At 58.8% G+C, this 23,225-nt stretch carries 24 protein-coding genes and 1 pseudogene; 13 read left to right on the top strand and 12 right to left on the bottom strand.

From position 1 onward, the window contains the following. Window positions 1-64: 64 nt before the first annotated feature. From AC0V6M_RS01950 to AC0V6M_RS01960, 3 genes are all read left to right on the top strand, one after another. Complete coding sequence (locus tag AC0V6M_RS01950; RefSeq protein ID WP_486137182.1) at window positions 65-982, top strand: NAD(P)-dependent oxidoreductase; 918 nt, start codon at window positions 65-67, stop codon at window positions 980-982. A gap of 9 nt (window positions 983-991) precedes the next feature. Next, the gene (locus tag AC0V6M_RS01955) at window positions 992-2,656 is read left to right on the top strand and encodes an amidohydrolase (RefSeq protein WP_486137183.1); all 1,665 of its coding nucleotides are present in this window, start codon (window positions 992-994) and stop codon (window positions 2,654-2,656) included. 410 nt (window positions 2,657-3,066) lie between these two features. Then, window positions 3,067-3,285: a hypothetical protein gene (locus tag AC0V6M_RS01960; protein WP_486137184.1), complete on the top strand. Its 219-nt coding sequence runs from the start codon at window positions 3,067-3,069 to the stop codon at window positions 3,283-3,285. A 342-nt stretch (window positions 3,286-3,627) separates the two neighbouring features. On the opposite strand, the gene tatC is transcribed toward AC0V6M_RS01960, so the two are convergent. The 9 genes and pseudogenes from tatC to AC0V6M_RS02005 all read right to left on the bottom strand — a co-directional run bounded on the left by tatC (window position 3,628) and on the right by AC0V6M_RS02005 (window position 11,513). Then, complete coding sequence (tatC, locus tag AC0V6M_RS01965; RefSeq protein WP_486137185.1) at window positions 3,628-4,521, bottom strand: twin-arginine translocase subunit TatC; 894 nt, start codon at window positions 4,519-4,521, stop codon at window positions 3,628-3,630. A gap of 422 nt (window positions 4,522-4,943) precedes the next feature. Next, window positions 4,944-5,145, bottom strand: a pseudogene (gene tatB, locus AC0V6M_RS01970) (Sec-independent protein translocase protein TatB); the annotation flags it as partial. A 40-nt stretch (window positions 5,146-5,185) separates the two neighbouring features. Further along, complete coding sequence (locus tag AC0V6M_RS01975; RefSeq protein WP_486137186.1) at window positions 5,186-5,437, bottom strand: twin-arginine translocase TatA/TatE family subunit; 252 nt, start codon at window positions 5,435-5,437, stop codon at window positions 5,186-5,188. Window positions 5,438-5,505: 68 nt separating this feature from the next. Continuing rightward, window positions 5,506-6,186, bottom strand: coding sequence for an SMC-Scp complex subunit ScpB (scpB, locus tag AC0V6M_RS01980; protein WP_486137187.1), 681 nt, complete (start codon window positions 6,184-6,186; stop codon window positions 5,506-5,508). Beyond that, window positions 6,183-7,046 carry a segregation and condensation protein A gene (locus AC0V6M_RS01985; protein WP_486137188.1) on the bottom strand — a complete coding sequence of 288 codons (864 nt, stop codon included), beginning with the start codon at window positions 7,044-7,046 and terminating at the stop codon, window positions 6,183-6,185. The genes scpB and AC0V6M_RS01985 overlap by 4 nt, the downstream gene beginning before the upstream one ends. Next, window positions 7,043-8,062, bottom strand: a complete 1,020-nt coding sequence (gene nagZ, locus AC0V6M_RS01990) for a beta-N-acetylhexosaminidase (RefSeq protein WP_486137189.1) — start codon at window positions 8,060-8,062, stop codon at window positions 7,043-7,045. The genes AC0V6M_RS01985 and nagZ overlap by 4 nt, the downstream gene beginning before the upstream one ends. Before the next feature lie 81 nt (window positions 8,063-8,143). Next, window positions 8,144-8,848, bottom strand: coding sequence for an SPOR domain-containing protein (locus tag AC0V6M_RS01995; RefSeq protein ID WP_486137190.1), 705 nt, complete (start codon window positions 8,846-8,848; stop codon window positions 8,144-8,146). A gap of 58 nt (window positions 8,849-8,906) precedes the next feature. Then, window positions 8,907-10,655, bottom strand: a complete 1,749-nt coding sequence (gene argS, locus AC0V6M_RS02000) for an arginine--tRNA ligase (RefSeq protein ID WP_486137191.1) — start codon at window positions 10,653-10,655, stop codon at window positions 8,907-8,909. Window positions 10,656-10,862: 207 nt separating this feature from the next. Beyond that, complete coding sequence (locus AC0V6M_RS02005; RefSeq protein ID WP_486137192.1) at window positions 10,863-11,513, bottom strand: hypothetical protein; 651 nt, start codon at window positions 11,511-11,513, stop codon at window positions 10,863-10,865. Window positions 11,514-11,630: 117 nt separating this feature from the next. Between AC0V6M_RS02005 and ispH the strand changes: the two genes are divergently transcribed. From ispH to rnhA, 4 genes are read left to right on the top strand one after another with little or no spacing between them, the layout of a single operon-like run. Continuing rightward, window positions 11,631-12,632 (top strand): 4-hydroxy-3-methylbut-2-enyl diphosphate reductase, encoded by a 1,002-nt coding sequence (ispH, locus tag AC0V6M_RS02010; RefSeq protein ID WP_486137193.1) that lies wholly within the window; start codon window positions 11,631-11,633, stop codon window positions 12,630-12,632. Between the two features lie 21 nt (window positions 12,633-12,653). Next, on the top strand, window positions 12,654-12,836 hold the full coding sequence (locus tag AC0V6M_RS02015) for a hypothetical protein (RefSeq protein ID WP_486137194.1): 183 nt from the start codon (window positions 12,654-12,656) through the stop codon (window positions 12,834-12,836). Continuing rightward, a complete protein-coding gene (locus AC0V6M_RS02020; protein ID WP_486137195.1) occupies window positions 12,829-13,632 on the top strand; it encodes a phosphotransferase in 804 nt (267 codons plus the stop codon). Before AC0V6M_RS02015 ends, AC0V6M_RS02020 begins: the two co-directional genes overlap by 8 nt. 28 nt (window positions 13,633-13,660) lie before the next feature. Next, window positions 13,661-14,128 (top strand): ribonuclease HI, encoded by a 468-nt coding sequence (rnhA, locus tag AC0V6M_RS02025; protein ID WP_486137196.1) that lies wholly within the window; start codon window positions 13,661-13,663, stop codon window positions 14,126-14,128. Window positions 14,129-14,263: 135 nt separating this feature from the next. Here the strand turns inward: rnhA and AC0V6M_RS02030 are convergent, their stop codons facing one another. The 3 genes from AC0V6M_RS02030 to AC0V6M_RS02040 form a co-directional block, all read right to left on the bottom strand. Further along, a complete protein-coding gene (locus AC0V6M_RS02030; RefSeq protein WP_486137197.1) occupies window positions 14,264-14,440 on the bottom strand; it encodes a YegP family protein in 177 nt (58 codons plus the stop codon). A gap of 66 nt (window positions 14,441-14,506) precedes the next feature. After that, window positions 14,507-15,625: an NAD(P)/FAD-dependent oxidoreductase gene (locus AC0V6M_RS02035; RefSeq protein ID WP_486137198.1), complete on the bottom strand. Its 1,119-nt coding sequence runs from the start codon at window positions 15,623-15,625 to the stop codon at window positions 14,507-14,509. Further along, window positions 15,625-16,578 carry an alpha/beta fold hydrolase gene (locus tag AC0V6M_RS02040; protein ID WP_486137199.1) on the bottom strand — a complete coding sequence of 318 codons (954 nt, stop codon included), beginning with the start codon at window positions 16,576-16,578 and terminating at the stop codon, window positions 15,625-15,627. The genes AC0V6M_RS02035 and AC0V6M_RS02040 overlap by 1 nt, the downstream gene beginning before the upstream one ends. A 156-nt stretch (window positions 16,579-16,734) precedes the next feature. On the opposite strand from AC0V6M_RS02040, the gene AC0V6M_RS02045 reads away from it, so the two are divergent. From AC0V6M_RS02045 to AC0V6M_RS02070, 6 genes are all read left to right on the top strand, one after another. After that, window positions 16,735-17,253: an A24 family peptidase gene (locus AC0V6M_RS02045; protein WP_486137200.1), complete on the top strand. Its 519-nt coding sequence runs from the start codon at window positions 16,735-16,737 to the stop codon at window positions 17,251-17,253. An 87-nt stretch (window positions 17,254-17,340) separates the two neighbouring features. Continuing rightward, on the top strand, window positions 17,341-18,444 hold the full coding sequence (gene cpaB / locus AC0V6M_RS02050) for a Flp pilus assembly protein CpaB (protein ID WP_486137201.1): 1,104 nt from the start codon (window positions 17,341-17,343) through the stop codon (window positions 18,442-18,444). Window positions 18,445-18,524: 80 nt separating this feature from the next. Then, window positions 18,525-20,189 carry a type II and III secretion system protein family protein gene (locus AC0V6M_RS02055; RefSeq protein WP_486137202.1) on the top strand — a complete coding sequence of 555 codons (1,665 nt, stop codon included), beginning with the start codon at window positions 18,525-18,527 and terminating at the stop codon, window positions 20,187-20,189. 23 nt (window positions 20,190-20,212) lie between these two features. Further along, window positions 20,213-20,869, top strand: a complete 657-nt coding sequence (locus AC0V6M_RS02060) for a CpaD family pilus assembly protein (protein WP_486137203.1) — start codon at window positions 20,213-20,215, stop codon at window positions 20,867-20,869. A 3-nt stretch (window positions 20,870-20,872) separates the two neighbouring features. Next, window positions 20,873-22,153 carry a CpaE/TadZ family protein gene (locus AC0V6M_RS02065; protein ID WP_486137204.1) on the top strand — a complete coding sequence of 427 codons (1,281 nt, stop codon included), beginning with the start codon at window positions 20,873-20,875 and terminating at the stop codon, window positions 22,151-22,153. A 100-nt stretch (window positions 22,154-22,253) separates the two neighbouring features. After that, window positions 22,254-23,225, top strand: coding sequence for a type II secretion system F family protein (locus AC0V6M_RS02070; RefSeq protein WP_486137205.1), 972 nt, complete (start codon window positions 22,254-22,256; stop codon window positions 23,223-23,225).

Below are 23,225 nucleotides of genomic sequence, written 5' to 3' on the forward strand. Positions count from 1 at the left end.
GCAAACCCAATTGCGTGATCTGCTTTATTGGCAGGTGCGGCAATTGCTATTACTGCCTCGCCCTATGAGCAAAACCCAAGTGAATTCAAACGTGACAATCGCCTTTATCGGGCTTGGCGTGATGGGCGGCCCAATGACCGCGCATCTCGCGCGCGCAGGCTACAAAGTAGGAGCGTACAACCGTTCACCGGAGCGGGCCGCGAAATGGCAGGGTACTTTTGCCAAGGACGGCCTCGAAGTCGCGTTCGCCGCAACACCTGCCGAGGCGGCAAGCGGCGCGGACATTGTATTTACTTGCGTCGGGAACGATGAAGACCTCGCCAGCGTGACCTTTGGCGAGACCGGGGTTCTCGCGGCGATGGCCAAAGGCGCTTTGCTGGTTGATCACACGACTGTGTCGGCGGATATGGCGCGGCGGCTGGCCGCGGCCTGCGTGGAGAGAGACCTGGAATGCGTCGATGCCCCCGTTTCTGGCGGCCAAGCAGGCGCCGAAAACGGTCAGCTTGCCATCATGTGCGGCGGCAGCGAAGAGGCCTTAGCCCGCGCTGCCCCTGTCATGGATTGCTACGCCAAATCGATCGTCCATGTTGGTGAGGTCGGCGCTGGGCAAACCGCCAAGATGGCCAACCAGATGTGCATCGCAGGCGTTCTGGCTGGCCTGTCCGAAGCCATCCGGCTGGCCGAGGCTGCTGGCCTTGATATGGACAAGACCTATCAAGCGATCTCTGGCGGCGCGGCGCAAAGCTGGCAAATGGACAATCGCTGGGCCAGCATGACAGCCGATAGTTTCGACTTCGGTTTTGCCATCGATTGGATGCGCAAAGATTTGGGCTATGCTCTCGACGAAGCAAACCGCCTTGGGCTGTCATCACCCGTGACAGCGCTGGTCGATCAATTCTATGCAGACGTGCAAGCGAGGGGCGGCGGACGCCGCGACACCAGCGCGCTCATCACCCGGCTGCCGCAAGCCAAGAAGGACTAAGACAGAGATATGATCCGCAAATTCACCGCCGCGCTTGGCGCCGCCACTGCTATTCTCGCGCTCAGCGCCAGCCCCGCCGCGGCCGATACTTTAGTCTATAACGTAGATGGCATCACCATTGGCGAAGACGGCGAGCTGAAGCGCTTTGTCGGATTGGTTTTCGACGATGAGGGCAAAATCACCGATCTGGTCGAGCGCGGCGAGGAGCGCCCCAGCGACATTGATTTCGGCGTGGACGGCGAAGGCCGGGTCATGCTCCCCGGGATGATCGACGCACACTTGCACGTGATGGGCGTTGGCTTTGGCGCGCTGACGCTGGATCTGTCGCAAACCACCTCGCTGGAAGACGCGCTGGAAAAAATCGCAGAGTTTGCCGCTGAGAACCCTGGACGGCCATGGATCCTCGGGCGCGGCTGGAACCAAGAGAAATGGGGCCTTGGCCGCTTTCCCACCGCCGAGGAATTGGACGCGGTCGTGTCTGACCGCCCCGTCTGGCTAAGCCGGGTCGATGGCCATGCGAGCTGGGCCAATACAAAAGCGATGGAAGCCGCCGGTGTTACAGCTGCGTCGCAATCGCCCAGCGGCGGGCGGATCATCCGCAAGGCTGGGAGTCAGGAACCCGCCGGCGTCTTTGTGGATGCGGCAGAAAGCCTGGTGAATGCAGTCGTGCCCCCGCCTCGCCCGGAAGATCGGGATCTGGCGCTGCGCAAGGCGCAAGAGATCCTGTTCGCCAATGGCGTGACCGCTGCCGCCGACATGGGCACATCAATTGAAGATTGGCAGACGTACCGGCGTGCAGGCGACAATGGCACGCTTAAAATGCGGATCATGTCCTACGCCAGCGACGTTGAGACCATGTCACTGATAGGCGGCCCTGGCCCAACGCCGTGGCTCTATGATGACCGTCTGCGCATGGGCGGGATAAAGCTCTATCTCGACGGCGCGTTGGGCTCACGCGGAGCAACGCTGAAGGAACCGTATGCTGACGAACCCGGCACACGCGGGCTGCCGCTGCTGTCGCAGGCGCAATTGCGCAATTTGATGAGCCGAGCGGCGCTCGATAATTTTCAGCCCGCCGTCCATGCGATTGGTGATGCGGCAAACTCTGATGTTCTCGCCGCGATTGAAGAGCTCAATTCAAGCTACACTGGCGATCGGCGCTGGCGGATCGAACATGCACAAATTGCCGATCCAGCGGACCTGCCAACCTTCGGCAAGTTCGGGATCATCGCTTCGATGCAGCCGCTGCACCAAACCTCTGACCGCTTGATGGCAGAGGCTCGGCTGGGGCCAGACCGTCTCGGCGGTGCCTATGCCTGGCGCAGCGTGCTCAATGTCGGTGGCCGTCTTGCCTTTGGCTCGGACGCACCGGTCGAGCCTGCCGACGCCTTTGCGGGCATTGCTGTCGCAATCAGCCGTACGGATGCCAATGGAGAGCCGTTTGGTGGATGGCGCGCGCAGGAAACCGTTAGCCGCGAACAAGCGCTGCGCGCCTTTACGGCGGACGCCGCGTATGCCGGATTTGCCGATGGCCGGTTTGGACGCTTGATCCCCGGCGAGCGCGCTGACTTCTTGCTGGTCGACCGTGATCCTATGCTGGCCTCACCCGAAGACATCCGCGCAACCCAGATCAGCGAAGTGTGGGTTGGCGGCGAGCAAGTCGTCGCGCGCTAAGCCCACGCGAACTCTGAGTGGTTGCACGCAGCGCATCACAAAGGCATCGTCTAATTGATCACAAAGCGAATTGTTTGCGGCGGTCGAAACCGCTGTCTTGTACAAATCACTTAGCGATCTTGCGTATGTTCAAACCGATCTGCGCAGTTGATTAAGGCGGTGAGAACCGATTCGGGGTTCGGACGTTAATTTGAAGAACACATCAGTGAGCAGTTGCAGCATTTTCCGCGCCTCAAAGTGTGACGAAATTGCATCAGATTGCAGGGCGTTTCGCCATATCACTGAAAAATAAGGATTTTAAGAACCGAAATGGTGGCGCTTTGCTCAAGATTAGGGTTGCCATGAACTAATAGATCGCCTAATTAACCAACGAATTCTGAGTTTAATAAAAATCAATCAGGAGAATATTGATGAAATTCCGTACGCTTGCCGCTGCAACAGCAGCAGTTTCGCTCGCAGCAACCCCGGCTATCGCAGAAGCCGCATTTGACCGTTCGGCTGCTCCAGTCGAAGGCGAAAGCGAAATCGGCGGCGGTTCGGGCATCATCATCGCCCTTCTGGCAGCAGCAGCTGTCATCGGTGGCATCGTGATCGCTGCAGATGGCGACGACGATCCCGTCAGCGCCTAATCGACGAAACACAATCGATAAAATTACGGGGTCCTTCGGGGCCCCGTTTTTTTTGCTTGTTGAGAAGCCAATCGGTGGTGCGGTTGGCGCGAGGGCATACGAGGGGCGTGACCCTCAAAAACCAATGGGATGCCGTCCCGTGGTCGGCCTTGAGTTGCTCTCGGCTCAAATCGGCACTGCCCATCAAGTGAAGCGGCCGGCGCCCATGAGATACGATCAAGCCCCAAAGCCATCATACTTGAGTGTTAGTGGCAGCTAGACTGTCTGTTAGTCCTAGAGCCGTGGCCAATAAAAGCGCGCTAGCCTCAGACGACGCGGCAAAATGCAGCCGCAGCTCCAGCTTTATGCCTCGCCGATATCACCGCGATCGACATCCTTACCGTCATCTATCCCGGAGGCGGTAGCGGGCAGGTCTCCAGCCTCTAGAACGCTTCCCTCTTCCGCAGTATCCGCGCCATCGCTTTCAGTATCCGCATCCGTGCTCTGCCCGCGTTCCTGCAGGCGCATCAGCACCAGCGAGCCCTCAAACAGCAGCAGCAGCGGGATAGCCAAGATCACCTGCGAGCCCGGGTCCGGCGGCGTCACAATCGCGGCAAGCGCCACAACGCCGACAATCACATAGCGGCGTGCAGCGACGAACTGCGCCCGCGTAACGATACCTGCACGGTTCAGCAGCAGCAGCAAAACCGGCAGAAGAAAGCTCATGCCAAAGGCGAGGATGAACTGCATCACCAGGCTGAGATAGTCTCCTGCGGCGGGCAGAGCCTCAATAGAGAGCCCACCAGCCTCGCCTTCAAAGGTCAAAAACCATCGAAACGCCGTCGGCATGACGACAAAATACGCAAGCGAACCACCCGCCAAAAACAGCACAGGTGTCGCGAGCAAAAACGGCAGAAATGCCTTCTTCTCTTTCGCATAAAGCCCGGGCGCGATGAAGGCCCAGAGCTGGTTCGCGATGACCGGGAAGCTGATGAAGAACCCGGCGAACAGAGCGACCTTCAACTCGACGAAGAACACTTCGTAGAGCTTGGTGAAGATCAGCTGCCCTTCGCCCTCTGGAAACGCGTCTTTCAGAGGCTGGATCAGGAAGCCTAGAATCTGGTCTGCGAAGTAGAAGCAGACACAAAACGCCAGCGTCAGCGCGATGACTGAACGCACCAGGCGGCTGCGCAGCTCGATCAAATGATCAAGCAGCGGCGCCTGCGTCTCGTCGATCTCTCTTATTCCCAGAGCCATTGCCGATCTCTAGCCCTCGCTCTTCGGCGCTGGCTTTGATTTCGCTTTGGCGCGCGGCTTAGTCTTTGCCTTGGATTTGGGCGCGCTTTCTGAAGCCGTCTCAGCCTGTGCTGCCTTCTTAGCTTTCGGCTTTGCTTTGGTCTTAGGGCGCGCAGCAAGCGGCAGTTCCGGCTCTTTCGCTGCAGTTGCGGCCGCACTATCCGCCTTCTTCGCCGCCTTTTTTCCCGCTGACTTGCTACTCGCGCTTGCCGCTGGCTTCGTGGCCGCTTTCGCCTCCGCTGTGGCTGGTTCAGGAGCGGTTGGCTTTGTCACCTCAGCAGCCTGAGCCTTGGGCGCGGCGGGTGGAGGTCCGGTCATCACCGGCTCACCAACGGCTGCCTCTGCCGAACCGGACTGACGCTTCATGATCTCTTCGTTCTGCGCCTGCCACTTCTTTTCCATGTCTTCCAGCTCGGCCTCGCGCACCATCGCGTCGATGCCTGTGCGAAAATGCGAGGACACCTTGCGGATCTGGCCGATCCAGCGCCCAGCAGTGCGCATCGCCAAAGGCAGATCCTTTGGCCCAATCACGATCACCGCGACAATCGCGATGACCAGCAATTCTGCGGCGCCTAAATCGAACATATTTGGCTGGTCCGGCGCATTGCCGCTCTCTGTTCAGAAGTTACTTAGAGGCGTCTTTCTGCTCTGCAGACGCGGTCTCGCTCGCCGCCGCGTTCTTGTCCGCCGGCGGTTCAATTTGCCCGGCTGGCTCCGACGGCTTGGCGGTAGGCGCGTCAACATCTTCGCTCATGCCTTTTTTAAAGCTGGAGATGCCTTTGCCGAAATCGCCCATCATTTCTGAAATACGCCCTCGCCCAAACAGGATGAGGACCACAACGGCGACGATGGCGATTTGCCAGACACTAAAACCCATGGGGGAATGACTTTCTCTACTTAACCTAGGACGCCAATATAGGCGCGATGGCGGCGCTGCGCCAGTCGCTAATCCAATGCTTGCGGCGGAGAGCCGGTTTCAGGGTCACTTGAGACGGCGTTTTCCTCGGTGTCAGGGCCGTCCAGAGCCTCCACTTCCGCCTCGTCCGTATCGCCGGTGTCCGGGCTCATCGCCTCTTCCAGCGCATCATCAACCGGGTCGAGCAGACCGGCGGCTTTCAGCTCGTCGATGCCCGGCAAGTCGCGGCGCGAGCTTAACCCGAAGTGATCGAGAAACTCTGGCGTCGTCGCATAGATAACCGGGCGGCCCGGCACATCACGTCGGCCAGCCAGCTTGATCCAGCCCGCCTCCATCAGCACGTCAAGCGTGCCCTTGGCGGTCTGTACCCCGCGAATGGATTCGATATCGGCGCGGCTGACCGGCTCATGATAGGCGATAATGGCGAGCACTTCGGTCGCAGCGCGGCTGAGGCGGCGAACTTGCTCGCGCTCTCTGCGGAGCAAATGTGCAAGATCCGGGGCAGTCTCAAAATGCCAGCGCTTGCCGCGCTCCACCAGATGGATGCCGCGCTTGTCGTAAAATTCGCTCAGCTCTTTTAGGCCATCGCGCACATCGGAATTGCTCATCCCGCCCAGATGCGTGCCCAGCGCCTCTATGCTCATCGGCTCTTCAGAGGCAAATAGTGTTGCCTCCAGACTGCGCGCAATCTCGCTTGGCCCCTCGCTCACTGCGCGCTCACTTTCTCTCGCAACCGGCGGATGCGCAGCGCGCCGTAAGCCTCTTCCTGAGACAGCTCTGCCCGGCCCAGGCGCGCGAGCTCTAGCGCAGCGACAAAGCTGGAGGCGAGCGCAGACTTGCGCAATTTCGGCTCTGCATGCGGCGGCAGGAAGTCGCGAATTTCCATCCAATCGAGCGTGACCCCCAGCATGGAAGAGACCCGCTCCAAAGCGCTGTCGAGCGTCATGACCGGACGATCAGAGACGTGATAAATGCGCGGCGCAGTGCGCGCCTTCACTTGTCCGTAAGCCTGGATCAGCGAGAAACTGTCGCACTTCCACTGCGTCTTGCGATCAATGCGCAGGCCCTCTGGCGCACCGCGTGTGAAGATGTCGCGGCCAATCCGGTCACGCCCCATCAGCCGGGCCGCAGCCTCGCGCATTGCGCCGAGGCGCTGGAGCCGCAATTGCAGACGCATCGCAAGCTCTTCCGGGCTTGGATTTTCTTGCTCATCCTTAGGTAGAAGCAGCGCAGATTTGAGATAGGCCAGCCATGCCGCCATCACGAGGTAGTCGGCGGCCAGCTCCAGCCGCATGGCCTCAGCCTCCTCAACATAGGTGAGGTATTGGTCGACCAGCGCGAGAATGGAGATTTGCCGAAGGTCAACTTTTTGCCGGCGCGCAAGGTCCAGCAAAAGGTCGAGCGGTCCCTCCCAGCCATCAAGCTCCAGATAGAGCGCCTTTTCGCGCTCGCTCTTTTCAGACGCCGCGCCATCGAGATCGCCCCAATGCGCTTCGCCCGCGCTGTTCACGCTGCCGGGTTCCGGCTTTTCGCCGCTGCCACCTTCTAGCATGAAACCATCTGAGCTCATGCCGCCGCCTCTGCAATGTTCAGCAGAGCATCGCGCTTGGCGAGTAAATCTGCCGCCTCGCCCAGGTCATCGCGGACCTGAGTGCTTTCCAGCGCGCGGTCAAGCCGCGCCGCCGTCGCTTCAGACATGCTGGGCAGAGCCTCCACGATGCTGCGCATATCGTCCATCTTGGCCCAGCAATTGAGGATAATGTCGCAGCCCGCGGCATACGCCTTGGCCGAGCGCTCTGGAATGGTGCCCTCCAGCGCCTCCATATCGATATCATCGCTCAGCAGCAGACCATCAAAGCCAATGGCGCCTCGAATGATCTCTGAAATCACCTTGGATGACAACGTGGCCGGATTGTCCGCATCCCATGCGGTGAACAGCAAATGGCCGGTCATGCCCATCGGAGCAGAGGCAAGCGAGCGGAACGGGGCAATGTCATGCTCCAATTCCTCTGCGCTGGCGGCCACCGTCGGCATTTCCTTATGCGTGTCGGCCATAGAGCGGCCATGGCCTGGCATATGCTTGATACAGCCGATCACTCCGCCCCGCGCCAGCCCATCCAGGATCGCGCGGCCAATTGCGGCGACTTGCACCGGATCACTGCCCAAGGCGCGGTCGCCGATCACGTCATGCGCATTGGGCTGGCGAACGTCGAGCGGCGGGTGGAAATCGACCGTAATGCCCATCGCCGATAGCTCCAGCGCCATCGCATGAGCATTCGCCCGCGCGGCCTCAATCGCACTGGCTGGCGCAATTTGATAGAGCCGGTCGAACGCTTCTCCAGCAGGATAGGGCGCCCATTCTGGCGGGCGCAGCCGAGCAACCCGGCCGCCCTCTTGATCGATCGAAACCAACAGACGGTCGCGGCCATGCAGGCTGCGCAGATCATCGGTCAACGCGCGCAGCCGCTCAGCATTTTCGCAATTTCGGCCAAACAGAATGTAGCCCGCCGGATCGGCCTCCTTAAAGAAGGCGCGTTCCTCCTCGGTTAGCGCAGGGCCAGAAAGTCCAAAGATGGCCGGTGTCATTGGCGAAACCTTGCAGGCGCACCCGGTTCAATCAAGCGCGGTAACCCTGATCCGTGGGGAAAAGTGGCTGGGCCTCTCGCCTCAACGCTTCACCTGGCAGGCAACGCCATCCGCCTTGAGATCGGTGCACAGCTTTTGCGCAGCGGCAAGATTACCTGCCACCGCTTGCAGCCGGTAGACCGTGCCGATGTCGGCCTCGCCCTTTTGGATGCGGTGACTCACACCGTTCAAAACGCTGGTCTGGCGCGTGAGCGTGACCCAGCCGGCCTCCGCCTTTGCCCGGCTGCCATAGGCGCCAACTTGTACGCCGACGCTGCTGCTCGCGGCGGGCTTATCATCGGTGGTGCGGGTCGCAATGGCTGGACCAGCGCTGGTTGATGCGCTTCCAGCAGCATCAGAGCCGTCCGCACCAGCGCCATTTTCAGTGCTCGAACCTGCTGTATCGTCAGCATCGGCGACAACGCCGTCACGGCTTTGGCCTTCACCAACTGCCGGTGCGACATTGCCCGTACCGGCAAATTCTTTACCGCCGGGATCATCCGGACGCTCTTTATAAGGGCCCTCTGGAGCGACGATTGTGCTGCCATCGGCGACCAATTCCTGATCGCCCGTCTTGTTGGTGACGAACCAAACAGCGCCGATCACGCCGGCCAACAGGACCAGCAGGATCGCGGCAAAGCCAATGATCCGCGCGGTATCTACACCGCCATCATCATCTTCTTCATCGGATTCCAGCCACGGCAGGCTTTCTTCTTCTGACAAGTCGAGTTCGGCTGCATCGCTCATAATTGTCGCCCGCAGACATCACCGCCCGCGGCCCCTTCCATTAAAAGCCTCTCGGCCCTCACATAGATTCCACCGCCTCAACGCCGAGCACGCCGAGACCATTACGGATCACTTGCCCGATTGCATCAGCAAGGAAAAGCCGTGCGCCTGTTAAACCAGCATCTTGTTCCAAGATGAAGCGCTTTTGCGGCGAATCATTGCCGAGGTTCCAGAAAGTGTGAAGCTCTGAGGCCAAATCATAAAGATAAAAGGCGATCCTGTGCGGCTCGCGCGCTTTCGCAGCGGCCTCAATCTCACGCGGGAATTGCGCAGCGAAGCGGATCAGAGCCAGCTCTTCATCGCCCAATTGCGCCAAATTCTCACCCGATAGCGCAAGTCCAGCCTCGGCCGCTTTACGCAAGGTCGAGCGAATCCGCGCATGCGCATATTGGACGTAGAAGACCGGATTGTCCTTGCTCGCCTCGACCACCTTGGCGAAATCAAACTCCATCTGCGCCTCAGGCTTGCGGGTCAGCATGGTGAAACGCACCACATCTTTACCCACTTCGCCAGCCACATCGGCCAGCGTCACGAACGTGCCGGAACGTTTCGACATCTTCACCGGCTCGCCGCCGCGCAGCAACTGAACCATTTGCACCAGCTTCACGTCGAATGGGGTCGGGCTGCCCTGCCCCTCGCCCAGCGCCGCGACCGCAGCTTTGATCCGTTTAACAGTACCAGCATGATCAGCGCCCCAGATGTTGATCATCGCATCGGCGGTTTGCGCCTTTTGCATATGATAGGCGAGATCGGCGCCAAAATAGGTCCAGGAACCGGAAGATTTCTTGATCGGCCGGTCCTGATCATCGCCAAATTTGGTTGAGCGAAACAGCGGCAGCTCCACCGGCTCCCAATCTTCTGGCGGAGCCTTGCCCTTGGGCGCTTCAAGCACGCCATCATAGACCAGGTCATGCTCGCGCAGCCACGCTTCGGCAGCATCGGGCTTACCCTCGCGGTGCAGCTGAGCCTCTGAGGCGAAGACATCGTGATGAATGCCCAGCACCGCGAGATCGGCCTTGATCAGGTCCATCATGGCATCGACGGATTGCTCGCGGAACAGCGCCAGCCATTCGCTTTCATCAGCGGCGGCATAGGCATCGCCGTACTCTTTCGCGAGCGCCGCGCCGAGCGGTTTGAGATAATCGCCCGGATAGAGCCCTTCTGGGATCGCGCCGATATCCTCGCCTAGAGCCTCATGGTATCGCAAATGCGCAGAGCGAGCGAGCACGTCGACCTGGCCGCCTGCATCATTGATGTAATATTCGCGCACCACCGAATGGCCAGCAAATTCGAGCAGGCTGGCAAGCGCATCGCCCACCACCGCGCCCCGGCAATGGCCCATATGCATAGGCCCGGTCGGGTTCGCGGAAACATATTCGACATTGACCGTCGTGCCAGCGCCCATGTCAGAGCGTCCATAGGCGTCAGCCTTCGCAGCGATCGCCGCAAGTTCAGCCAGCCATGCCGCAGGATCGAGTCGCAAGTTGATAAAACCGGGTCCGGCGATCTCTGCGCTGATAATTTGCGGATCGGCCTCAAGCTTGGCAGCGATTTGCTCAGCCAAGGCGCGCGGATTGGTCTTCGCCTGCTTCGCCAGCACCATCGCGGCATTGGTCGCGAGATCACCATGGCTCGGATCGCGCGGCGGCTCCAGCGTGACATTGGCGAAATTGGTACCCTCGGGCAGCACACCTTCGGCTTCCAAAGACTGAAGCGCGCTGTGGGTCTTATCCGCAAAGGCGGCGTAGAGTGTTTGAGTATCGGTCATAGTGTTTTCATTTCGGCTGCGCCGTTAGCGGAATTATGCGCTGGCGGAAAGTTATCGATTGGATGCCGGTGCCACCCGCGCCCTCCACCCTTCCACCAGGAGCCTACCGGGATCATATCCGGGTGGAAGGGTGGAGGGCGCGGGTGGCGTGGAACTGACCAACCAAAAACGCGAGGAAATCGCGCACCGGATGGTGCGCGGAACAATCTAACGCGTGGCGTTATAGGCCAGCCGCTGCTCGGTCAGTTGAAAGCCGACCAGCATTTCAAAGCTGGTTCGCTGGATCGCCGCGCGCACTTCTGGTGCGGACAGCGGATCAAGCGCGGCGTCAACATCGCCAGGCTTGCGTTTGCGCGTGATCCGCTCGCGAATATCGGCGGGCAAGGTCGCCGCAGCGCGGTCGATATAAGAAGACGCGGTTCCGCTTGCCTGTGCGCGCTCTTGGCCATCAGAAAAACTGATCGTCACCTCACCAATCCGCTTTGACACAACGGCGCTGCCGCCCTGCAATACGGTAACGAAGTAAGGCACGGTGACGCTGCGCGCGCCGCGAACGTCGGTGCGGCGGGCGAGCACATCAAAGGTCGCCTGGCTGTAAACCTTCTCGCCGCTTTCATCACAGGTGTGACGCAGATTGGTGATCGTTGCGGTCATATCCAGATTGGCCGCCGTCTGATCGCCAGCCGCGCGAAACGCAGTGATATCACCGGTGTAATCAGGAATGCCAACCGATGGGCAGGATGTCAGGACGGCTGTAATACCGACCCCCTGATCAACCACCAACTCGCCTTCGCGGGCACAACCAGCAAGGGCAGCAACAAGAGCTAGAGCAGGCAAAATCGGCTTGCGAAACGTCATGGAATGGGTCGTCCTCGATTAATCGATCCAATGCGCGCGCTGCGTTTGGCCGCGCACCACAAAAACTGAAGTATCACGCCCTAGCGGCGGACGTCGCAAAGCGCTAGAGGGGGCGATATGAATGCTCCCTTTCCCAATTCCGACAATGGCAGCTCGTCTACCTCTGGCGGCGGACAAGCCGACCAAACTCCGCTAACCTTGCTGATTGCGGCCCCGCGCGGCTTTTGTGCAGGCGTGGACCGAGCGATTGAGATCGTCGAAAAATCGATCGAGCGCTACGGCGCGCCGGTCTATGTGCGGCACGAAATCGTCCACAACAAATACGTTGTGAACTCGCTGAAAGCGCAAGGCGCGATCTTTGTTGAGGAATTGGACGAGGTGCCAGACGATGCCCCAGTCGTTTTCAGCGCGCATGGCGTACCAAAATCGGTTCCAGCAGAAGCCCAGCGGCGCAATATGATCTATGTCGATGCGACCTGCCCGCTGGTCTCAAAAGTTCACCGGCAGGCTGAGCGTCAGTTAGAAAAGAAGCGCCACATCATCTTTATCGGCCATGAGGGCCATCCTGAGGTGATCGGCACGATGGGCCAGGTTGAAGAAGGCCAGATGACCTTGGTTGAGACCGTGGAAGACGTCGACAAGCTGCCGTTTGAGACGGATGATGAGCTCGCATATCTCACGCAGACGACCCTGTCGGTTGATGACACAGCCGAAGTGATCGCGGCGCTCGAATGGCGCTATCCCAATATTCGCGGACCGAAGGCGGAGGACATTTGCTATGCGACGTCCAACCGCCAGGCCGCCGTTAAACAAATCGCCAAACAATGTGACCTATTGCTCGTGATCGGCGCGCCCAATTCGTCTAATTCGCTGCGCCTGGTCGAAGTGGCAGAGCGCCTGGGCACGCCGGGCAAATTGATCCAACGCAGCAATGAGATTGACCCGGCATGGCTCGACGGCGTGGAGACGCTGGGCGTCACCGCCGGCGCGTCTGCGCCAGAGATCTTGGTGCGCGAAGTGGTCTCCAAGATCACAGAACTGCGCCCGGTCAACGAACAGACAATCACGGCAGCGGAAGAGAAGATGGTCTTCAAACTGCCGCGTGAATTGACCGAATAGACCGGCGAAGCGCGCGGGCGAATGGCGGTCTACACGCATCTTGGCGCTGAGGAATTAGCGCAGTTGATCGCGCATTACGATGTTGGCGATCTGGTTTCGGCCAAGGGAATTGCAGAGGGCGTCTCGAACTCAAACTGGCTGATTGAGACAACCGGTAGCGGCGCTGCAGATCTCGCCCACACGCTTTATCCTCACCATGTATGAGCGGCGAATTGAGCTGAGCGATTTGCCCTATTTCCTGGGGCTGCTCGATCACCTGGCGGCTGGAGGTTGTCCGGTGCCGCGCACCATTCACGACGAGGCAGGCGCAGCGTTTCGGATGCTGGATGGCAAAGCGATCGCGCTGATTGAGTTTTTGCCTGGTGTGTCTCCGACGCAGCCGACCGCCGCTCAGGCGCGGGCCGTGGGCGGTGCGCTGGCGCAAATGCATCTCGCATCGGCTGATTTTGAGCTAACCCGCGCAAACACGATGGGCTTTGCTGACAATCTTGCGGTGCTGGAGAAATGCGGCCAAGCAGGCCTCGCAAGCATCAACCCGGCGCTGCCCTCGGTCCTTGGCCCGGCGAAAACTGCCGCTGCACTCGATTTGTCCGCCCTGCCCGCCTCCAATATTCATGCCGACCTGTTCCCAGATAATGTCCTGATGCTGGGCGATGAAGTCTCTGGCATGATTGATTTCTACTTTGCATGCCGTGGCACGATGGCTTTGGACCTCGCCACAACGCACGCCGCATGGTGCTTCGATCCTTCTGGCGCGCATTATAATGACGAGCTCGGCAGCGCGCTGGTCGCAGGATATGAAGCGGTTCGCCCGCTTGAGCCAGCCGAGCGCGAACTGCTGCCCGAAATCGCCAAGGGCGCGTGCCTGAGATTTGTCGCAAGCCGCGCCGAGGATTGGCTCGATACGCCGGATGACGCATTGGTCACACGCAAGGACCCATTGCAATTCGTCTCACGATGGCACTTTTACGACGAAGCGGGCCTAGGTATATTTGCGTAAGCTAACTATTCGGGCAATGGTGGATGCTATGAAACACGTCGAGATTTTCACTGACGGTGCCTGCAAGGGCAACCCTGGCCCTGGCGGCTGGGGCGCGCTGCTGCGTATGGGCCGTCATGAAAAGGAATTGTCGGGCGGAGAGCGCGACACGACGAACAATCGTATGGAGTTGATGGCAGCGATCAAAGGCCTGTCCGCCCTGATCGAGCCATGCACAGTCGACCTTTATTCAGACAGCAAATATGTGCTCGACGGGATGACCAAATGGGTCGCCGGCTGGCAAAAGCGCGGCTGGATCAACGCCAGTAAGAAGCCCGTTCGCAATGCCGATTTGTGGCATGAGCTCATCGATGTCTCGGCAAAGCATCAGGTCGAATGGCACTGGGTCAAAGGGCACAGCGGCCATCCAGAAAACGATCGCGTTGATAAGCTCGCCAGCGATGAGGCCGACCGCGCGGCATCAGCCAGCGACGAAGAAGAGAGCGAAGACGCCTGATTAGCGCTTGTGCGCTGATGCGCGCTTTGACCTCAATCTGCGGACCTCAAAACGAAAGCGGCGCACCCGTCCGGTACGCCGCCCTCGTATCAGAACATGGAGCAGCGGCGGCGATGCGCCAGCCGCTACAATGCCTTAGGCATTGTCTTCGGTCGGCGCGCCCGGGCCGTTTTTCTTGATCGAATCGATAGCGTTTTGCGCGCTCGACTTGCTTGAATAGCCTTGGGTCGAGAACATCACTTCTGAATTGTAGCTAAAGCGCACGCGGAACTCGCCGGCTTTGTCTTTGTAGATCTCAAATTTGTGCGACATTGTATTGTCTCCCTTGGTCATGAATTTGACTGCGATTCGGGAATTTACAGATCAAAGCCGGGTTGGCTAGGCGTCGGTTGTAACAAAACGTTGCGGCGCATATCGCGCACGCTCAATCCCCTTGGTCATTGCATCTGCGCTGAGCCCCAAGAGCTCTTGCGCCGCGAGGCGCGCGGCAGCGGGCGCTGTTTGAATACCAAAGCCGCCTTGTCCTGCAAACCAATAGAAGCCAGAGGCCTCTGCATCATAGCCATAGACCGGCAGCCGGTCGGGAGCGAAGCTGCGCAAACCGGCCCAGCGCCGCTCAACATGCTCAATTTTCCAATCGACCACAGCTTCAAAGCGTTCAATCGCGCGGGCGACATCAATTTCTTCTGGCGCTGCATCGCACGGCTTACTCGGTACCTCGTCATGCGGGCTGAGCCACAACCGTCCATTGTCTGGCTTGAAATAGAACCCGCCATTGATGTCGAGCACCAGCGGGAGATCGTCCGGGGCTTCAGGTGATACACGCAATTGCGCGACGGTGCGGCGCATCGGCGCAATGCCTAGCGGCTTGACGCCTGCAGAGACCGCGAGCGTATCGGCCCATGCTCCCGCCGCATTGACCACGCGCTCTGCTCCGTAGGTCTCACCCGATTCGAGGGTGACCGCCCACAGACCCGTGTCGGAATAGCGCTTCAGCTGCGCCACTCGTGCGCGGCAGACAAGGTCGGCGCTGCGCTGGCGCATGATCTTCAGGTAATGCTGATGCAGGCCCGCCACATCGATATCCGCGCAGGCTGGCTCCCAAATCGCGTGACACCAGTCGCCTCGAACGTGCGGGACTTTGGCGGCAATCTGTTGGCGGGTATGCCGCTCGATCGTGACCCCGGTATCGGAAAAGCTTCGCTCAAATTCGCTCAGCGCGTCCAAATCTTCGTCGCGGGCCAAATGCACCGCGCCGCGCGGGCTCAGAAAACCGCCATCACGCAGATATGGCCCCGATGCGAGGGTGAGCGGCACCACGCCCGGCCCGCCATAGCACTCATCCCAGAATGCCGCGGACCGGCCAGTTGCGTGGTATCCGGGCGCATCCTCGGCCTCCAGAACCAACACTTTGGCATGAGCCGACAGTTCAGCCGCAAGACTAGCGCCCGCTATTCCGGCTCCGACAACCGCAAAGTCATAAATTCCATCGGGCATCAGCTTGCGGGCTTAGGTGCGACCCGATCGAGAAAATCGGCAACTGCGTCCATCGCGCGGCCGCGCACGGCATCCACTTCGCGCAGGATTTCATGGCGAGCCTCGTCGCCAAAGGCGCACAGTTCTCCCTTGGGAAGGCGCTCCACCGCGCGAACACAGTCGGCATGGCTTACGAGCTTGTCTTCGCTGGTCGAAAGGATGAGCACCGGCACGTCGACGGATTCCATCGCGCTGGGCGCCTCAAGAACTCTGGTCGAGGCATAGGCGCGCTCGACCCAGCCCCAGCCGCCCGGCCCCATCACCAGTTCGGGGCGATGCTCGCGCCACCACAGTTCATCGTCATAGCGATCATCATCATGGGTCAGCAGCGTACGGCGACGCGCAGGCATCTCGCCCGGTTTCTCGCTCCACTTCCACGCTTGCCGAGTTGGCTCGCCAACGACATTCATCAGCTTGGCCGCCCCATGCAGCACCGCTAGCGGCAGCGGCGGCCCCGCCATGCCGAGCATGGGCGCACTCAAGACAACGGCCTCAGGCTGGACGCGGCGCTCAATCAGCGCGCGCATGACGAGATGCCCGCCCATTGAGTGCCCGGCGAGCACATGCGGTGCCGGCGTTTCGGCAATCCAGTCTGCCCAGAGATGCGCCAGATCATCGACCCAAATCGCAAAATCATCGATGTGCCCGGTGACGGCATCATCGCCGAGTCGGCCAGACCCCGCCTGCCCGCGCCAATCCGCCGCGGTTACGCGCCAGCCATCGCGGTGCCATTCATCCAAGCTTTCAAGGTATTTTTCGTAATTATCGCCGCGTCCCGGAAAAAACAGGATGGATCCGCGCGGGCTTGCACCAACAGCATCAGAAGTCTGCCAATCAATCCGGCGCAATTCATGGCCGTCTTGCGCGCGCCAAACACTCTCATTGGCAGCCGCTGGAATCGCCCGGCGATCCATAATCACAAGCTCCCTAGAACTGTGTGCGGCGAGGGCTTTGCTGACGTCACTAATTTCGTCCCTTCGGGCTTGGTTACTATTTGGTAAGTCATAATCTGTAGCAACACCCTCAGAAGGAGCGACCAGACGAGCTGGCCGTCAACCTTTGGGGGCCAAATGTTTAGTGAAACCATCCAATACGGACTGCTGATTGCCTTGGCAATTGCGCTGTTGTTTGCCGCATTTACGGACATTCGCAGCCGCAGAATTGCCAATTGGTTGAACCTGGCGATTGTCCTCGGCGCACCAGTGTTCTGGTGGGCCAGCGGCATGTCTCTGCTCCCCGAAGGGCCAACAATTTTCGATCCGACCAGCGTCGTTTTGCAGGTCGGCATCGCGATCATCACATTTTTTGCGATGGCGCTTTTGTTCGCCCTCAAAATGATGGGTGGCGGCGATGTGAAGCTCTTGGCGGCACTTGCGCTGTGGATCGAACCCAGCGCCTTTATGCAATTGCTGATCATTATGGCGCTCGCTGGAGGCGCGCTGACCATCGTGATGGCCTCATATCATTTCATGCGTCAGCAGAAAGAACGCATCGCAATTCCCTACGGCGTGGCCATCGCGGCCGGCGGCCTGTGGGTCATCTATCCGAAGATTTTCTCCAGCGCAGCGATGGCTGCGAATTTGGGGTGAACCCGATTTTAACCAATCCGCGCTTACAAGGCGCAAATCTACCCGCCCGTGAATTCATCTGGGCCATTACAAGGGGGCTATAAAGCCATGGACAGGAAGAAGCTTGTTTTGCTCATCGGAGCGCTGATCATCGCGGTCGGCACTGCCTTTGCTGCACGCAGCATGTTCGCCGGGGGCGCTGCCCCAGAAGCTGAGGCGGCTGCTGTGCCAGTCGGTCCTAAGGTCTTGGTTGCGCAGCGTGCGCTTCCAACCGGCACCATCATCACCGCCGATGCGCTGAGCTATCAGCAATGGCCGGAAGAGCTGGTGCAGGATGCCTACTTCATTGATGGCGAATCAGACATCACTCAACTGCTTGGCACTGTCGTGCGTCATCCGGTCACCGCTGGTGAACCGCTGACCCAAGGCTCGCTTGTGAGCCCTGGCGATCGCGGCTTCCTCGCTGCGGCGCTTGGCCCAGGCATGCGCGCTGTTACAGTGCCGGTGTCAGCCAGAACTGGCGTTGCAGGCTTTGTTTTCCCAGGCGACCGGGTTGACCTCGTCCTGACCCAAACCGTTGCAGGCGACGGGCCAGACCTCAAGGCAGCCGAGACAGTACTGCGGAACCTGCGCGTCCTCGCAACTGACCAGTCTACCGAGCAAACGACCAACGAAGCTGGCAAGACTGTCGTTCGTGCGTTCCGTACTGTTACTATCGAAGTAACACCGAAGATCGCTGAGAAGGTGGCTGTTGCACAAACCCTCGGCACACTCAGCCTGGTTCTGCGCTCGATCGCAGACAATCAGACGGAACTTGAACGCGCGATTGCTTCTGGCGATGTGAAAATTCCAGACGGCACAACGCCTGAAGAAGAAGAAAAGTTGCTGCAATCAGCAATGAACCGTCCAAATGACAAGGGCACCACCTTCTCAACCGGCGGCGATGTTTCACGCTTCCAGCGTAAGACAGTGCCTTCTCAGAACTCTGGCAAAGCACGGGTCACTCCGGCTGCACCAGGCGTGTCTGCAAAAATCAATGGTGCGCCGATCAATCGCGGCCCAGCCGTCCGTGTCACTCGCGGCAAGCAAACCACTGAAGTTCCAGTGGGCGGTGTACGCGGTGCGACCACTTCTTTCCGTCAAGGCCAATCGCAAAATGTGCGTGACGCCGGTCAGACTGCACCTGCTGCAGGCGCATTGCTGATCCGTTGAAGGAACAGAAAATGACGAACCAGATCAAAAGCTTGGATGCCGTGAAAACGGCAACAGGGAAACCATCAAGGGGCTATAAAATGAAACGCCTGTCTACTGCAAAAATGCTGCTGGCCAGCATTGCCGCACTACCGCTTGTTGCGGCTCCGGCAAACATTGCCACCGCTCAGCAAGTGAACAGCCCGGATCAGGACGTTGTCCTATCCATCGGCAGCGGCCAATTGGTCACCGTGCCTGGCGCGATGACGGATGTCTTCATTGCCAATGAGGCAATCGCTGATGTGCAAGTCAAATCTCAGCGTCAGCTGTATGTATTTGGTCGCTCAGGCGGTGAAACCACGATTTACGCCAGCAATGCGTCTGGCAATGTGATCTGGTCCGCTAACATTCGCGTTGGCTCTAACATTGGCAGCATTGATCAAATGCTGGCTCTGGCGATGCCGCAAGCGAAAATTGGCGTTGCAACCATGGGGACCAACACAGTTCTGCTGACTGGTACAGTGGCTGCGCCCGAAGATGCTGCTGAGGCAGAACGCCTTGTGCAAGCCTTTGTTGGCGACGGCGCAAACGTGATCAGCCGCCTGAAAACAGCGACACCACTGCAGGTTAACCTCAAGGTGACATTTGCTGAGGTTAGCCGCTCGCTCACTCGCGACATTGGCGGCAACTTGGCCACTTTTGATGCGTCAACTGGCGGGTTCCGGGGTGCTTTTGGTAGTGGCCGAAACTTCACGAACGGCGAAGTCAATCTTGGCGGCCCCCTGGCCGCTGGTAATGGTGTAGCCCAGCCAACGATCCTTGGTGGGCGCGTGCCACTACTACAACCAGATGGTTCCGTAGCAGTGGATCCTGTCACCGGTGCCGTCCTGTTCGAAACCTTGGACGACATTCCTGGAACCGCGATCAATTCAGCTGGAGGCAACACCTTTGGCGCTTTGGGTCGTCTGTTCGGTCTGGACGTGACCGCTGCACTTGATGTTGCTGAACAGATCGGCCTCATCACCACGCTGTCCGAACCAAACCTAACGGCGCTTTCGGGCGAAACGGCTAGCTTCTTGGCAGGCGGTGAATTCCCGATCCCAATCAGCGAAGGCCTTGGTTCGGTTTCAATTGAATATCGCAATTTCGGCGTTAGCCTCGCTTACACCCCAACGGTTTTGGCTAATGGCCGAATCTCGCTGCGGGTCCGCCCAGAGATTTCCGAGCTTTCAACGCAAGGCGCGGTCACGCTCAACGGCTTCCAAGTTCCAGCTCTTACAATTCGCCGGACGGAAACGACCGTCGAGCTGGGATCTGGACAGAGCTTCATGATCGCGGGTCTGATGGGCAACAACTCGCAGAATTCGATCGATAAAGCACCAGGTGTCGGTGATATTCCGATCCTAGGCAATCTGTTCCGCTCTCGTGCCTATCGCAAGGGCGAGACCGAACTCGTGATCATCGTCACGCCTTATCTGGTCAAACCAGTGAATGCGAACGAGATCAAGCTGCCAACTGACGGCTTCCGTGCATCGAACGAGATCCAGCAATTGATTGGTTACCAGGATAGCGCGAGCGAGAGCGGTGCGGCTCGTCCCGGACCAACGGCTGCGGGTGACGAAAATGCTCCTGAGCCATCAGTCAGCGCCGCTGATCCTGCTGCAATCGTTCCCGGCTCAAGCCGCGAAGACGAACGCCGTGCCAAGAAAAAAGACCGGAAAAAAGACCGCCAGGCTGACGCCGCGGCTCCCGGTTTTAGCCTCTAATCGAAGTGAGAAAGGTAAAAATGATGCCCAAAGCAACTCACAGTAAGCTGGCCAAACTGCCCGCTATTGCCATTGCCCTCTCGCTTGGAACGGTACTCGCCGGATGCGGCGGCATGCCAACCGATCGGAGCCTTTACAGCACAAAACAACCAGTGATTGAGCGGACGAATTTCACACTTGATGTGCAAACCAATCGCTCTGGACTGCCAATTTCTGAGCAGCAACGCGTTAATGGTTGGTTCGACACAATGGAACTGGCCTATGGTGATCGGATTTCAATAGATGATCCGACCAACAATCCTGCACTGAAGACCGCCGTGAGCGATCTTGCAGCACGGTACGGTCTGCTGGTCAGCGAAACGGCACCAACGACCGCTGGTTTCCTCAATCCAGGCCAAGCCCGCATTGTAATAACCCGGTCGGACGCTTCGGTTCCAGGTTGCCCTGATTGGTCAGCCACATCGGACATGAACTACAATAATGCGACCAGCCCGAATTACGGCTGTGCGACTAATAGCAACATCGCTGCCATGATCGCGGATCCGCAGGACCTTCTCGAAGGCAAGAAAGGCACTGGCGAATCTGTTGTTACCAGCGGCAGCAAAGCAATCGACACTTTCCGCAACAATGCACCATCTGGTGCAGGCGGTCTGCCAGCAGCTTCAACCGGAGGGAATTGATCCATGAACGCGCCTTGGAATTCCGGACTACCCGGCAATCGTGATCCATTCGCAGCCTACATCTGCGATGACAATGCACTGGACGTACTGCGCCCAGTCGTCATCGAAATGGGTTGGCAGCCAGAGAAGTGCAACAAAGGCGGCCTGCGCAATGCGATCCAGTCGCTGTCAGTCAGCGCCAGCCCTGCGATCCTGCTCGTTGATTTGTCTGAAAGCGGCGACCCGCTGAATGACATCAATGCTCTCGCAGAAGTGTGTGAGCCTGGCACTGTCGTGATCGCTGTTGGCCAAGTCAACGACGTACGTTTGTACCGTGACCTGCTTGCCAGCGGCATCCACGACTATCTTCTGAAGCCACTCTCGGCCCAGCAGATTCACGATTCGCTGAATCAAGCCCTTACTGTGTTCACTTCGCCCAAGGGCGGCGAAGCAGAGCAAGTGCAACGCCACATTTCGACCGCAGTGGTCGGAACGCGCGGCGGTGTTGGAGCATCCACGCTGGCGACCTCGCTCGCATGGCTTTTCAGTGATGAGCACAATGCGCCGACCGCGCTGCTTGATCTCGATGTGCATTTCGGCACCGGTGCGCTTGCACTGGATCTGGAGCCGGGCCGCGGCCTGACCGATGCGATTGACAATCCAAGCCGGATTGACGGGCTCTTCATTGAGCGCGCCATGATCCGCGCCAACGATAATCTGTCGATCCTGTCTGCAGAGGCACCGATCAATCAGCCGTTGATGACCGATGGTGCGGCATTCCTACAATTGGAGGAAGAATTCCGCCAAGCGTTCGAAATGACTGTGATCGATCTACCGCGTAATATGCTGATCAACTTCCCGCATCTGCTGGGCGAGGTCAATCTCGTGCTGGTTACCTGCGAGCTGACCTTGGCATCTGCGCGCGACACCATTCGCGTTCTGTCTTGGCTGAAAACCAATGCTGCGCACGCCCATCCGATGGTCGTTGCCAATAAGGTTCAAAACGCAACCGCTGAGATCAGCAAAGCTGACTTTGAAGCATCAATTGAACGCAAAATTGATTTCGTCATTCCGTACGACATTAAGGCCGCGTCCAACGCTGCAAAGCTTGGCCAAGTGTTCGTTGACGCCAACCGCTCAAGCAAATCCACCGCTGTTATCAAGCAGATTGGTGAACGGATCATGGGCGCCGACGAAGACGATTTGGCAGCGCTGACAGAAGAGAAAAAGTCGCTTTTGGGCGGATTTGATCTGAAGTCGCTGCTGTCGAAGAAAGACAAATCAGAGGCCGAACCGGCTGAATAACAAGCGCTAAGGGAGTAGCCTCGCACCGCATATCGGTGCGGCGCCCCTCCCCGCTTGCTGATTGGTCACGCCTAAACAAGGAAAGGCGGGAAGGGAAAGCATGGAACTCTTGCAAATCCTGCTCATCACCACGGTGATTTTTGCAGTCCTCGTTGGCGGCTACGTCCTTGCGACTGGTCCAAACTCGGGCAAGGCTCAGAAACGACGCCTTGAGGCCCTGAGGTATCGCCATTCGCAAAGCACAGATGCGAAGGTGGATGCGCAGCTGAAGAAGGCAATTGCTGCTCGCAAGCCAAAGGCTCAGAAAGTGGCGGGCGCGAGTTCGCGCACTGAAGCACTGGCCATTCGGCTCGACCGAACCGGCAAGCCTTGGACATTGTCGCATTATCTCTATGCGACGCTAGGCCTAGCACTGGTCATCGCGGTTCTGGTCTTCATCAAATCCGGCGCGCTATTGCTGTCGCTTGGTGTGGGTCTGCTTATGGGCGCCGGCATTCCGCACTTGGTTGTGAACTTCATGATCAACAGGCGAACTGCGCAGTTCAACGCAAAGTTTCCTGACGGCATCGAATTGCTCGTCCGGGGCCTGCGCTCTGGCCTGCCAGTTACCGAAACGCTTGGTGTTGTCGCACAAGAAGTCGAAGGCCCAGTAGGCGTCGAGTTCAAAGGCATCACAGAGCGCATCCGCATCGGCCGGACCATGGAGGAATCGCTTCAGGAAACCGCTGACCGGCTTGGCATTCCTGAATTCAACTTCTTCTGCATCACGCTGGCCATTCAACGCGAGACAGGTGGTAACTTAGCCGAGACATTGTCGAACCTGGCAGATGTTTTGCGCAAACGCTCGCAAATGAAACTGAAGATCAAAGCGATGAGCTCTGAATCGAAAGCTTCTGCCTACATCGTTGGCTCGCTGCCCTTCATTGTGTTCGCAATGGTCTGGTGGATCAACCCTGGATATCTCAGCGGCTTCTTTACCGAGGACCGGTTGATCATTGCTGGGCTTGGCGGCCTAACTTGGATGTCGATCGGTGCGTTTATCATGGCCAAAATGGTCAGCTTTGAAATCTAA

Source organism: Erythrobacter sp. JB3-1 (genome assembly GCF_057364995.1).